This window comes from Paludibacterium purpuratum (assembly GCF_004363805.1).
Classification (GTDB): Bacteria; Pseudomonadota; Gammaproteobacteria; order Burkholderiales; family Chromobacteriaceae; genus Paludibacterium; species Paludibacterium purpuratum.
In genome coordinates, this window is record NZ_SNZP01000015.1 from 19121 (window position 1) to 31610 (window position 12490).

13 protein-coding genes and 1 other RNA gene are annotated in these 12490 nt (G+C 60.0%); 5 read left to right on the forward strand and 9 right to left on the reverse strand.

What is annotated here, in order from left to right:
- Positions 1-16 precede the first annotated feature (16 nt).
- The gene (gene pgi / locus DFP86_RS16325; RefSeq protein ID WP_133683221.1) at positions 17-1672 is read left to right on the forward strand and encodes a glucose-6-phosphate isomerase; all 1656 of its coding nucleotides are present in this window, start codon (positions 17-19) and stop codon (positions 1670-1672) included.
- Positions 1668-2156, forward strand: coding sequence for a CinA family protein (locus DFP86_RS16330; RefSeq protein ID WP_424991639.1), 489 nt, complete (start codon positions 1668-1670; stop codon positions 2154-2156). Before pgi ends, DFP86_RS16330 begins: the two co-directional genes overlap by 5 nt.
- On the opposite strand, the gene xerC is transcribed toward DFP86_RS16330, so the two are convergent.
- Genes xerC through DFP86_RS16345 form a run of 3 tightly spaced genes read right to left on the reverse strand, consistent with a single transcriptional unit; the run spans position 2145 to position 3926 of the window.
- Positions 2145-3038, reverse strand: a complete 894-nt coding sequence (xerC, locus tag DFP86_RS16335; protein ID WP_208108371.1) for a tyrosine recombinase XerC — start codon at positions 3036-3038, stop codon at positions 2145-2147. The two genes, DFP86_RS16330 and xerC, sit on opposite strands and share 12 nt — an antisense overlap.
- The gene (locus DFP86_RS16340) at positions 3025-3483 is read right to left on the reverse strand and encodes a TerB family tellurite resistance protein (RefSeq protein ID WP_133683226.1); all 459 of its coding nucleotides are present in this window, start codon (positions 3481-3483) and stop codon (positions 3025-3027) included. Before DFP86_RS16340 ends, xerC begins: the two co-directional genes overlap by 14 nt.
- A complete protein-coding gene (locus DFP86_RS16345; protein WP_133683228.1) occupies positions 3480-3926 on the reverse strand; it encodes an acyl-CoA thioesterase in 447 nt (148 codons plus the stop codon). Before DFP86_RS16345 ends, DFP86_RS16340 begins: the two co-directional genes overlap by 4 nt.
- A 126-nt stretch (positions 3927-4052) precedes the next feature.
- Between DFP86_RS16345 and DFP86_RS16350 the strand changes: the two genes are divergently transcribed.
- Complete coding sequence (locus tag DFP86_RS16350; protein WP_133683230.1) at positions 4053-4502, forward strand: universal stress protein; 450 nt, start codon at positions 4053-4055, stop codon at positions 4500-4502.
- Positions 4503-4582: 80 nt separating this feature from the next.
- Here the strand turns inward: DFP86_RS16350 and DFP86_RS16355 are convergent, their stop codons facing one another.
- Entirely contained in the window at positions 4583-4906 is a 324-nt protein-coding gene (locus DFP86_RS16355; protein ID WP_133683232.1) for a helix-turn-helix domain-containing protein, read from the reverse strand.
- Between the two features lie 243 nt (positions 4907-5149).
- Positions 5150-5248, reverse strand: an RNA gene (gene ffs / locus DFP86_RS16360) — signal recognition particle sRNA small type.
- Positions 5249-5398: 150 nt separating this feature from the next.
- On the opposite strand from ffs, the gene argE reads away from it, so the two are divergent.
- Together argE and DFP86_RS16370 are read left to right on the forward strand one after the other, a co-directional pair.
- Positions 5399-6565, forward strand: coding sequence for an acetylornithine deacetylase (gene argE / locus DFP86_RS16365; protein WP_133683234.1), 1167 nt, complete (start codon positions 5399-5401; stop codon positions 6563-6565).
- A 241-nt stretch (positions 6566-6806) separates the two neighbouring features.
- On the forward strand, positions 6807-8183 hold the full coding sequence (locus DFP86_RS16370) for a sodium-dependent transporter (RefSeq protein ID WP_133683235.1): 1377 nt from the start codon (positions 6807-6809) through the stop codon (positions 8181-8183).
- 49 nt (positions 8184-8232) lie between these two features.
- Here DFP86_RS16370 and DFP86_RS16375 read toward each other — a convergent pair whose 3' ends face one another.
- The 4 genes from DFP86_RS16375 to DFP86_RS16390 all read right to left on the reverse strand — a co-directional run bounded on the left by DFP86_RS16375 (position 8233) and on the right by DFP86_RS16390 (position 12426).
- Positions 8233-8532 carry a hypothetical protein gene (locus tag DFP86_RS16375; RefSeq protein WP_133683237.1) on the reverse strand — a complete coding sequence of 100 codons (300 nt, stop codon included), beginning with the start codon at positions 8530-8532 and terminating at the stop codon, positions 8233-8235.
- A gap of 178 nt (positions 8533-8710) precedes the next feature.
- Positions 8711-9904, reverse strand: coding sequence for a pyridoxal phosphate-dependent aminotransferase (locus DFP86_RS16380; protein ID WP_133683239.1), 1194 nt, complete (start codon positions 9902-9904; stop codon positions 8711-8713).
- A 102-nt stretch (positions 9905-10006) separates the two neighbouring features.
- Positions 10007-10516, reverse strand: coding sequence for a C40 family peptidase (locus DFP86_RS16385; RefSeq protein WP_133683241.1), 510 nt, complete (start codon positions 10514-10516; stop codon positions 10007-10009).
- The gene (locus DFP86_RS16390) at positions 10513-12426 is read right to left on the reverse strand and encodes an ATP-binding cassette domain-containing protein (RefSeq protein WP_133683243.1); all 1914 of its coding nucleotides are present in this window, start codon (positions 12424-12426) and stop codon (positions 10513-10515) included. Before DFP86_RS16390 ends, DFP86_RS16385 begins: the two co-directional genes overlap by 4 nt.
- Positions 12427-12490 lie beyond the last annotated feature (64 nt).

A 12490-nucleotide genomic window follows, 5' to 3' on the forward strand; every position in this document is an offset into this window, starting at 1 on the left:
ATTCCGGACTATCCGCATGCCCGTCATTCGCACCAACGATATCAATGCTTCCTCGGCCTGGGCCCGGCTTCATCAGCACCAGCGCGCCACGCGCCACATGCATATGCGCCAGTTGTTCGAGGCCGATCCGCACCGTTTCGAACGCTTCACCATCGAACTCGATGGCTTGCTGCTCGATTACTCTAAAAACCGCATCACCGAGCGCACGCTGGAGCTGCTGTCCGATCTGACCGAGGCGGCCGATCTGGCCGGCTGGATGACGCGCATGAAGCAAGGCGAGCATATCAACGTCAGCGAGGACCGCGCCGTTTTGCACTCGGCGCTGCGTCTGCCGGCCGATGCCAGTTTGCCGCTCGATGGCCGCGACGTGGTGCCGGAGGTGCACGCCGTACTTGCGCGTATGCGCCGGTTCTCCGATGCGGTGCGCGCCGGTGCCTGGCTCGGCGCCACCGGCCAAACGATCACCGACGTGGTGAACCTCGGTATCGGCGGCTCCGATCTCGGTCCGTTGGTGGTGGCCGAAGCGCTCGCGCCTTATGCCTGCGCGCATCTCAACGTCCATTTCGTTTCCAATGTCGACGGCCAACACATCGCTCAAACTTTGCAGAAGCTCGATGCCCGGCGCACGCTGTTCATCGTCGCCTCCAAATCCTTCACCACGCCCGAAACGCTGCTCAATGCCCAAGCGGCGCGTCGCTGGCTGACCGGGCAATTGGGCGAAGCGGCGGTGGCGCGCCATTTCGTCGCCGTGTCGACCAATGGCGACGCCGTGACCGCGTTCGGCATCGATCCGGCCAATATGTTCGAGTTCTGGGACTGGGTCGGCGGGCGCTTCTCCGTCTGGTCGGCCATTGGCTTGCCGGTGATGTTGTCGGTCGGTTTCGAGCACTTCAGTGCCTTTCTCGCCGGCGGCCATGCCATGGATCGCCACTTTTTCGAAGCGCCGTTCGAACGCAACATCCCGGTGGTGCTGGCGCTGTTGGGGGTTTGGTACAACACATTCTATCGCGCGCATACCCACGCCATCATGCCCTACGACCATGGCTTGCGCCGCCTGCCGGCCCACATCCAGCAACTGGACATGGAGTCGAACGGCAAGCGGGTGGGGCGCTACGGCGAAAGGCTGGATTTCGATACCGGGCCGGTGATCTGGGGTGAAGAGGGTGTCAATAGCCAGCACGCCTTCTTCCAATTACTGCACCAGGGAACCCGGCTGGTACCTTGCGACTTCATCGTCCCGATGAACAGTCACTACGATTGCGGCGATCAGCATCAGGTGCTGGTCGCCAATTGCCTGGCGCAAACCCAGGCGCTGATGCACGGCAAGACCGAGGGCGAGGTGTTGTCGGAGATTGGCGATTTGCCGGGCGATGTCGTCGACATGTTGCTGCCGCAGAAACTGTTCCCGGGCAATCAACCGTCCAATACCATCGCGCTGAACAAGGTGACCCCCTATACGCTGGGCATGTTGATGGCGATGTACGAACATAAGGTGTTCGTGCAAGGGGTGATCTGGGGAATCAATTCGTTCGATCAATGGGGGGTCGAGTACGGTAAGCAATTGGCGCGGCGGATCCTGCCGCAATTGTCGCCGCAAGGTGCGGCGGCCGATCACGATTGCTCGACCAATGGATTGATCGCACATTTTCGGAGTCGACATGACCGATATTGACGCACTGTCGCGCAAGGTGGGCGAACTGCTGAAAAAGCGCGGCGAGCAGGTGGCGACGGCCGAATCCTGCACCGGCGGCATGATCAGTGCCGCGTTGACCGATATTGCCGGCTCGTCGGACTGGTTCGGCTACGGTTTCGTCACCTATAGCAATCAGGCTAAGCAAGATCTGCTGGGTGTGCGTGTGGAGACCCTGAACGAAGTGGGCGCGGTCAGCGAGCACACAGTACGCGAGATGGCCGACGGCGCTTTGCGGCGCTCGGGTGCGCATTGGGCTTTGGCTGTGTCCGGTATCGCCGGGCCGGGCGGTGGATCTCCCGATAAGCCGGTGGGGACGGTGTGGTTTGCCTTGGCGGGGACGTCAGGCGTCAGTGAGGTATTCGTCCGTCGTTTCGATGGCGATCGCGCCGCTGTGCGGCGCCAGACCGTCGAGGTGGCGTTGGCGAGATTGATCGATCTACTTGCCGCGCCGCTACTTGTCTGAGTCCTTGTTGCGCTTGGCACGCGGGTGCGCGGCGTCGTAAACCTGTGCCAAGTGCTGGTAGTCGAGGCTGGTGTAGATCTGCGTGGTGGAAAGATTGGCGTGGCCGAGCAGTTCCTGTACGGCGCGCAGATCGCCGGATGATTGCAATAGGTGCGAGGCGAACGAGTGCCGCAGCATGTGCGGGTGCACATGCTGGCTTGCGCCGCTCTTTACGCTCCAGCTGGCCAGCCGTTTTTCGATCTGCCGGGCGCCAAGCCGACGGCCTCCCTTGCCGGTGAAAAGCGCGGTTTCGCCGTCTTGCGCCAGGCGTTGTCGCAGGTAGGCCTGCAACGCTTGGCGAGCCACGCTGCCGACCGGCACGATACGCGTCTTGTTACCCTTGCCGAGTACGCGTGCCAATCCCTGCTCGAAATCCACATCCGGGATGTCCAGTCCGGCCAATTCCGATAGCCGTAGCCCGGAGGAGTACATCAGCTCGAACATCGCCTTGTCGCGGCAATCCAGTGCGGATGTCGGTTCGACGCCGTCGAGTAGCGCTGCGGTGGCATCCACGGCCAGTGCGTGCGGCAGGCGCCGACCTTCTTTGGGTGGGCGTAGCCCTTGGCAAGGATTGGTACTTTGCCCTTGTTGCGCGATACGCCAATCGAACAGGCCGCGCCAGGCGGATAGCATGCGACCCAGACTGCGGCCAGACAGGCCGCGGGCATGGAGTTGGGCGATGAAGTGGCGGATATGCGAAGCGGTGAGGGAACCGGGCGGTCGAGTACCGGCCAGTTCCGCCAGAGCGCTGAGGTCGCGTCGGTACGCGTCGATGGTGTGGCGGCTTTTTCCCTCGCGCCGCAAGGCGTCGAGAAAGCCGTCGAAATCCTCAGTCCAGGGCATTCTGCGTCTGGGCGCTGCCGGCATGCCGGTGCGTCTTGACGATGCTGGCTTCGATATCGGCCAAGGTGATGTCCCAGTGCTGCATCAAGTGCCGCAACAGCGCCATTTCCGGTGGGCTGATGTCGCCGTCCGCCTTGGCGACGTCCATGGCCAGCGCGCAGGTCAGTAGGCGCTTGCCGCGATCGGCGACCTCTTCGAGCAGGGCGTCGATGCGCTGGCGATCGATCAGATGGATGGTGCCATCCTGCTCCGCCTCGTCCGAAATGTCGTCGCAGTAGTCGACCAACACCTGGGTAAACTGTTTTCGGCTTAGACCCAGAAGGTCGTATGCCATGATCTTTTCTAGCGTGTCGAGCTCGCGCTCGTCCATTTGGCCGTCGGTGATCATGAACATGGCGATGAAGCGTGCCATGGCCTGGGGAGAGTTGACTCGGTAGGATCTCATGGTGTTGTGCCTCCTGCGGCCGCCTGAAAGCGCGCCAGAAATGCCGGCGGAATCAGAGCTATTTTTCTGTTTGAGTAATCGAAGAATACGATCCCTGTTTTCAATCTTGCCACTTCTCTACCGGTCTTGTCATCGATTGCCTGGTAAATCAGATCGAAACCATGGCGGGCGTGGTCGCTGACGCCGATGCGGATGCGTAGTTGCATGCCATGGAAGACCTCTGCCTTATAGCTGATGGCGGCATCGGCAACGATGATGCCGTAGCCCTCGATGTCCAGCTCGCTATAACCTAGATGCTGCAGGAAGCGCAACCTGGCCTCATGTGCATATCTTAAAATTGCATCATTTGCCATGTGATTGCCATAATTGATGTCGCCGATGCGCACATCGAGCACGGTTTCGAACAAAACAGGATCTGGCAGGCTAAGCTGAATTCGGGCCATGGTCGGGATCTCGAAGCAAATGGCGCTCAGTCTAATCGACTGTTTTAATCTGTATCAACCACCTAGTGGAATGCTTTGCTAGACTGGACTTGCGGGGGGCTAAACTCCCAACAAAGGAGGGGCATCATGTACCAACGAATTTTCGTGCCGGTGGACGATAGCGAAACCTCGAACCTGGCGTTGGCGGAAGCCTGCAAACTGGCCTCTGAATGTCATGCCCAGCTACGGCTGGTGCACGTCGTGGATCTGGCTCAGTTTGGCTGGGGCGGCACCGAGTTTCTCGATGCTTCCGAATTGCAGAAGTCGGTCAAAGAGGCCGGCGAACTGGTGCTCAAGCAGGCGCACGAGAAGGCGCGGGCGTTGGGGGTCGAGCCGGAATGCAAAATCCTGGAAAGTTGGGGCGACAAGATCGCCGCGGTACTGGTGGAGGATGCCAGCGCGTGGGGTGCCGACCTGCTGGTCATGGGGACGCATGGTTGGACCGGGGTGATGCATTTGCTGATGGGTAGTGTGGCCGAGGGCGTGCTCAAACTGTGCGACGTGCCGGTGCTGCTGGTGCGCTATAACGGCAAGTAAACCCTAGCACCTTGACATGAAAAAGGCGGAGTCGCGTTAAAACGCTCCGCCTTTTTGCTGGCCGGCTAGCGGCTGGCGTATTAGCCCAGCAGTGCCTCGGCACCGCTTTCCTGGGTTTCCATCTTGGCGCGTACAGCCTTGCGCAGGCTCTTGTACAGGTCAGGGTGGGTTTCTTTCAGGTATTCCACGATTTCGAAGTCTTCGCGGCGTACCTTGGATAGGTCGATCTGTTCGACATGAACCAAGCGCAGCAGCTCGCGCACAGGCTTGGGCATATTGCGGCCGCTCTCGTAGCGCGAACCGCCGGATTGAGTAACGCCGATGCGGCTCCAGAACTCTTGTTGGTTCAGGCCGAGCTTGCGACGGATTTCACGCGGATTGGTGATTTTCTCGAACAGTTTCATTTTGATGTCCTCTCATTGGCTATGCGAAATCGGCACTATTAGTTGTTCGGCATCGCCGACAATCTAACACTAGCAAAATATCTAAATTGGGTATCCCAAAACTTTGTAAAAAATTTGAAAGCTTGGGGCTAAGTAATTTTACGCAATGTTAGCTGATTCTAATTGTTAAGAACAACGGGATTTTATGCCAATGTCGCATAGTCATAAGAAAATGACATAATTTGAAACAAAAGAGAGGGGAGGGGTGGCGAGCCTGACCCCCGGCACTTGCACGATGCGGCTTTGGCTGCTTCCTTCCGGACCTGACCAGGTGAACCGCGATGCAATGCGGGGAGACCCGCCATAGAGGAACGAAGTATATCGATTCGGGTTTGGGCTGTCACGATCTTTTTCCGGGCCGGGATGCCTGCCATTGCCGTAGGCCCTGGATGATGCTTTGCTATTGGCTAAGCGCGATAAGCCGCCAAGCGGCACCCACAACGAAAGCGAACCATGCGAACTGTTTCCGAATCCCTGCTGGCCAGGCTGGTGGCCTTCGATACCACCAGTCGCCATTCCAACCTGGCATTGATCGACTGGGTCCGGCAGTATCTGGACGACCTGGGCGTCGAGTGCCGGCTAACCTACAACGATGAACGCAACAAGGCCAATCTTTTCGCTCTGCTGGGCCCGGCCGATCGGCCGGCGCTGATTTTGTCAGGCCATAGCGATGTGGTGCCGGTGGATGGGCAGGCATGGTCGATGGCGCCATTCGAGTTGACGGCGCGCGACGGCCGCTTGTATGGGCGCGGCACGGCCGACATGAAGGGATTCATCGCCTGCGTGCTGGCATGGTTGCCTTCGGTGCTGGCCGCGCACGCCGAAGGGCGATTGCGGCAGCCGGTTGGACTGGCGCTTTCCTACGATGAGGAAATCGGCTGTCTGGGGGTGCCTCGCCTGGTATCCGATCTGATCGCGCGTGGCGTGCCGGTCGCCGGTTGTGTGATCGGCGAGCCCACGTCGATGAAGCCGGTGGTGGCGCATAAGGGCATTGCTCATTTTCGCTGCCGGGTTCTGGGTCGTTCGGTGCATTCCTCACTGACGCCGAAGGGCGTCAATGCCATCGAATACGCTGCGCGCCTGATCAGCCACATCCGCAAACTGGCCGATGCCGAGGCGCAGTTCGGCCGCGCGCGTCCACTGTACGATGTGCCGTTCGCCACCCTGCAGACCGGCACCATTCGTGGCGGAACCGTGGTCAATATTGTGCCGCGCGAGTGCGAATTCGTGTTCGAATGCCGCTGGCTGCCTGGCGAGTCGTTGGCACGCTACGTCGATTCGGTGCGCGACTACGCCGCGTCGCTGGTGGAAGAAATGCGCAGACAGGCCCCCGAGGCCGACATCGAAATCGAGCAGTTGGTCGACTGTCCGCCGTTCGAATCGCCCGAGGACGGTCAGTTGATGGGCTATATCGACGAGTTGTGCCCCGGCGCGGCGCATCGGGCGGTGGCCTATACCACCGAGGCCGGCTGCTTCAGCGCCGCCGGCTTTGCCTGCGTGGTGCTTGGGCCGGGGTCGATCGAACAAGCGCACCGGCCTGACGAATATATCGAAATTGCCCAATTATCGGCATGTACCGAGTGGTTGAACGATTTGCGGGAAATTTTGTGTCGTTTGTAGATTGAATACAAAGAGTTTCTTTGCACCGCTCCAAAAAACCTGCAAAATCATCTTTGTCTGACAAGTATTCTCTTGCCAGTTATTTACCCTGGCGTTTGGCAAAAAATAGTTCGAATGCAAGGCGCATAACGCAGCTGGCAGTTGTTCTGCGAGCCAAGGAGGTGCATAAGGACAGTGGTACCTGCGGCAAGGATGCAGGTGATGTAGTTTGGGCACAAAGAGATAATTAGAGAAAAAATTCATGAAACAAGAAACAGTCGCCGCGCCTGCGGCAACCCGCGATGGGTTTACTTCCAGTTTTGGCGTCTTGGCGGCAACGCTGGGCTCTGCGGTCGGTCTCGGCAATATCTGGAAATTCCCCTATCTGACCGGCACCAATGGCGGGGCCGGATTCCTGGTCGTCTATGTGCTGGCCACATTGCTCGTCGGCCTGCCGGTGATGATCGCCGAGATCATGTTGGGCCGCAAAGCCAAGGCCAACGCCTATACCACCATGAAGACCCTGTCGCCTCGGGGCCAGCCGTGGTGGCTGATCAGCGTGGCCGGTGTGTTGTCGGCTTTTCTGATCATGGCCTTCTATTCCGAAGTGGCCGCCTGGGTGTTCGCCTATGTGTTCAAAGCCGCGGGTTCCGGCCTCTTGACCAGCGATCCCAAGGTTACCGAGGGCGTGTTCGGCCAATTGATCGGCGACCCGATGCAGTCGCTGATGTGGCAATGGTTGGTGCTGGTGCTGATGGGCGGTATTTTGTTGCTCGGGGTCTCCAAGGGCATCGAGGCCGCCACCAAGAAACTGATGCCGGTTCTGTTCATTCTACTGGTGGTGGTCGGCGTGCGTAGCTTGATGCTGCCGGGCGCGGCCCAGGGCCTGGCGTTCCTGTTCAAGCCGGACTTCAGCAAGATCACCGGCGCCGTGGTGTTGACCGCCGTCGGGCTGGCGTTCTTCAAACTGTCGATCGGCATGGGCACCATGATGACTTACGGCAGCTACTTCCGCGACGATCAGAACATCCCGCTGACCGCTTTCCGCGTGATGTGCGCCGATCTGTTCGTCTCCATGCTGGCCGGTATCGCCATCTTCCCCGCGGTGTTCGCCTTCGGTTTCAAGCCCGCCGCCGGGCCGTCGCTGCTGTTCATTACCATTCCGGCCGTGTTCCACAACATGCCGTTCGGCCACGTGTTCATGTTCGCCTTCTTCGTGCTGACCGCCGTGGCGTCGATGGGCGCGATGCTATCGATTCTCGAAGTGCCGATCGCGCTGCTTAACGAACATTTCAAAATGAAGCGCGCTACCGCCACCTGGTTGTCGCTGGCGCTCTTGGCGTTGGTTGGTGCCACTTGCGCCTTGTCCAATAGCAGCATGGCCAACGTCAAACTGTTCGGCATGACGGCCTTCGATCTGTTCGACTTCGCGACTTCCAACATCATGATGCCGCTGGGCGGTATCGGCCTATGTCTGTTCGTGGGCTGGGTGTGGGGCAAGCAGCGCTTCGAGGCCGAATTGAGCAATCAAGGCGCATTGCAAAATCAGGGGCTGCTGCGTGCCATCTTCACGGTGTTGCGCTGGGTGTCGCCGGTGCTGATCTTGATCGTCATGCTCAAGGGCTTGAACGTCTTCTAAAATCGTGTGCAATGAACGATAAGAAAAAGGCAGCCAGTGGCTGCCTTTTTCATTTGGGTGCTTCGCCGCTGGGCGAGTCGGGGTCGCCCACGCTGGCCTCGGCATGCTGCATCGGGCAGAAGCCGTTGACGTCGGCGGCGGGCTTCTCCAGCAGAAAGACAACGGCGGTATTGAGTGCGCCGAATGCCCAGGCCGCCAACAAGAAGAAGGTATAGGCCGCGCGTTTGTCACTGAATAGCTGTGTGCCGTGTAGCCTGAGCTCGTAGGGGTCGAACAGCGCGAAGAACGTCACCGAGGCCAGGCAGGCGATGACGAAGGATGGCCAGAACAGCAATATGAGTTTACGCACGAGGTCTCTCCTTGACTTGTTATGTTTTCCAGCTTAGGAGGGACGTACCGGGAACGCAATATGTCTTTATTGCGTTTGTCATTTAATTATTTTATATAAAATTCTTTTGGAATTTTTTATGTGACGACCGAGAGGGGCGGCATGCCACGTCATCGGTGGCATGCCGCGAGTGTGCTGCTTAGCTCAGCGCCTTTTCGATGCGCGCCAGTGCTTTTTCCAGGTTGCCCATGCTGGTGGCGAAACTAATACGGAAGTAGCCTTCCGCGCCGAAGGCCGAACCCGGCACCACGGCAACGTCTTGCGTTTCCAGTAGGTAGCCGCCGAGCGCCATATCGGTCGCCTCGCCGATCTTACCTTCGGCGTGCAGGTGTGCGATGGCTGCGCGCGCGTCGACGAAGGCGTAGAACGCCCCGCCGGCCGGCAAGCATTTCAGGCCACGGATACGGTTGAAATAGTCGACGACGTACACATGGCGTTGATTGAACGCTTCCAGCATCGGCGCGATGCAACCCTGATCGCCGTTGAGCGCCGCCTCGGCCGCAACCTGCGAGATCGAAGTCGGGTTGGAGGTCGATTGCGATTGGATATTCTCCATGGCTTTGATCAGCCATTCCGGCCCGCCGGCGTAGCCGATACGCCAACCGGTCATCGAGTAAGCCTTGGAAACGCCGTTGAGCAAGATGGTGCGTTCTTTCAGCTCGGGCGCGGCGTTGAGGATGTTATAGAAACGCGTGTCGCCCAGCAGTACATGTTCGTACATGTCGTCCGAGGCGATCATCACCTGCGGGTGGCGCTTGAGGACTTCGGCCAGTGCGGTCAGTTCTTCCAGCGTGTAGACCGCGCCGGTCGGGTTGGACGGGCTATTGAGCACCAAGAGCTTGGTTTTCGGCGTGATGGCGGCTTCCAGTTGCGCGGCGCTCAGTTTGAAACCTTGCTCGATACCACAGCTCACCACCACCGGCGTACCTTCGGCCAACAGCACGATGTCCGGGTAGGAGACCCAGTACGGCGCGGGAATCACCACTTCGTCACCCGGCCCGATCAGTGCCATGCACAGGTTGAAGAAGCTCTGCTTGCCGCCGACCGAAACCAAGATCTGCTTGGCGCTGTACTCGACGCCGTTGTCGCGTTTGAATTTATTGATCGCCGCTTGTTTCAGACTTGGCGTGCCCGCCACCGGGGTGTATTTGGTGAAGCCTTTGTTGATGGCATCGATCGCGGCGGCCTTGATGTGCGCCGGGGTGTCGAAGTCAGGCTCGCCGGCGGCGAGTGCGATCACGTCGCGGCCCTCGGCCTTGAGTTTTTGCGCCTTGGCGGTAATGGCGAGTGTCGGGGATTCCTTGATGGCGAGAACACGCTTGGACAGTTCCACTTTACTTTCCTTGGGTCTGGTCGTGAGGTAAAAAATGCGATGGCTAACGCGTCGATCATACCGCCAAGCCAGGCCGCGAGCTAGGGTCGCGCCTGGATGGTTTTAGCTGAAGAGGGTGCGTGCGCCGTCGAAGCGGGCGGAGAAGTAGCGGTTATCCAGCCGGTCGATGCGAATCACGCTATTGCTATGCGGGGCGTGCACGAACTTGCCGTCGCCGATATAGATGCCCATGTGCGAGTAGGGGCGGTTTAAGGTGTTGAAGAACACCAAGTCGCCCACCCGCAGCGATGAAGTGTCGATCGGTCGAGACAGGTTGGCGATTTGCGCGGCGTTATGCGGCAGTTTGAGGCCGACCGCGTTGAGATAGATATAGCTGACCATACCGCTGCAATCGAGCCCGGCGGCCGGATTGCTGCCGCCGAACTGATAGCCGACGTCCAGCAGGCTCAAGGTGTACATCAGGATCTCGCGCCCGGCGCCCTCGGCTTCCAGATGCGATAGCTGATACTGCTGCCCGCCCGCCTGTGGCCGCGGCCGCTGCTTGAGCGGCGGGGCGCTGCTGCATGCGGCCAGCAGCAGGATCAGCAAAGTTGAGCAGAGGCGGCGCATCATTTCAGTTTGGCTTCCAGTTCTTCCCAGCGGGCCAGTTTCTCCAGTAGCAGCCCTTCGATTTCCTCGATGCGCGCCTGCCAGGCGCGCGCGTCGCTCGGGGTGTCGCGATAACAGTTGGGGTCGAGCAGCTTCTGATTGAGCGCCTGCTGTTCGGCTTCCAGCTTTTCCAGTAAATCCGGTAATTCGGCCAACTCCCGGTTCTCATTGTAGGACAGCTTGGCTTTTCCGGCTTTGGGCTTTTCCTGCTTGGCTTGGGGCTGGACCGAGGCCTGTGTGCGCCCGGGGGCGGGTGCTTGCAAACTGGCCATGCGATCCTTGGTGTCGAGCCAATCCTGGTAGCCGCCCGGGGCTTCCTCCAGTCGGCCGTCGCCTTCGAAGGCGATGACCTGGGTCACGACGTTGTCGAGAAAGGCACGGTCGTGGCTGACCAGGAAGACCGTGCCATCGTAATTCGCCAGCAGTTCCTCCAGCAGTTCCAGGGTGTCGATGTCCAGGTCGTTGGTCGGCTCGTCGAGCACCAGGACATTGGCCGGCCGCGTGAACAGCCGCGCCAGCAGCAAGCGGTTGCGCTCGCCGCCCGAGAGCGAGTGTACCGGGCTGCGCGCACGCGCCGGGGCGAACAGGAAATCCTCCAGGTAGCTCATGACATGCTTGCGAGTGCCGCCGATGTCGAGGAATTCGTTGCCCTGGCTGATGATGTCGACGACGGAGGCGTTTTCGTCCAGTTGTTCGCGGAATTGGTCGAAATAGGCGATCTGAAGGCCGGTGCCGCGGCGCACGCTGCCGCTGTCGGGTTCGAGTTCCCCCAGGATCAATTTGAGTAGCGTAGTCTTGCCGATACCGTTGGGACCGATCAAACCGATCTTGTCGCCGCGCAGAATGCGGGTGGTGAAACGATCGATCAGCGTTTTGCCGGCAAACCCCTTGTTGACTTGCTCCAATTCCGCCACCAGCTTGCCGGAACGTTCGCCGCTGGCGAGTTGGAAGTTGACCTGGCCGACGCGTTCGCGCCGCGCCGCGCGCTGTCGACGCAGTTCCTCCAGTCGGCGCACCCGGCCCATATTGCGCGTCCTGCGCGCCTCGATGCCCTTGCGGATCCAGACTTCCTCTTGGGCGTGGAACTTGTCGAATACCCGGTTCTGCTCCTCTTCGGCGGCCAGTTCCTCGGCTTTGGTGCCCAGGTAGGCGGCGAACGAGCCGGGATAGCTGCGCAAAATCCCGCGGTCGAGCTCGACGATGCGGGTGACGGTGTTGTCCAGGAAGCGGCGGTCGTGAGTGATCAGCAAAACGCTGCCGCCATAGGACTTCAGCAAATCTTCCAGCCAGACGATGGCATCGACGTCGAGGTGGTTGGTCGGTTCGTCCAATAGCAGTACGTCCGGGCGGGCGCAAAGGGCGCGAGCCAGTGCCACGCGTTTTTTCCAGCCGCCGGACAGCTCGCCGATGCGCTTGTCGGCCGGCAAGCGCAAGTGGCCGAGCGCGGCGCTGATCTGCGCGTCGAACTGCCAGCCGCCAAGCGCTTCCAGCTTGTGCTGGATCGGCGCCATCTCCGCCAGTAGCGCATCATGGTCGGCCTCCGGCCGCTCCAGGGCGGAGGTCAGGCGGTGGTAGTCGGTCAGTAGTTGCTTGAGTTCGCCCAGTCCCTCGGCCACGGCCTCGAACACCGTGTGTTCCGCATCGAGCGCCGGCTCCTGCGGCACATAGGCGACCGAGATGTCGCCCTTGATGTTGATGCGCCCGTCGTCGAGCCGGGTCGTGCCGGCGATGGCCTTGAGCAGTGAGGATTTGCCGGCGCCGTTGCGTCCGATCAGTCCGACGATTTCGCCGGGCTCGAGGGAGAAGTCGACGTGATCCAGCAGTGCGTGGTGGCCGTAGGCCAGGCAGGCCTTTTCGACGGTGATGAGTGCCATGGTGTGTCTATACGGGTAGGAGAAAATCGACGGGTATTGTAGCGTGCATTCGCCGAAGGCAATG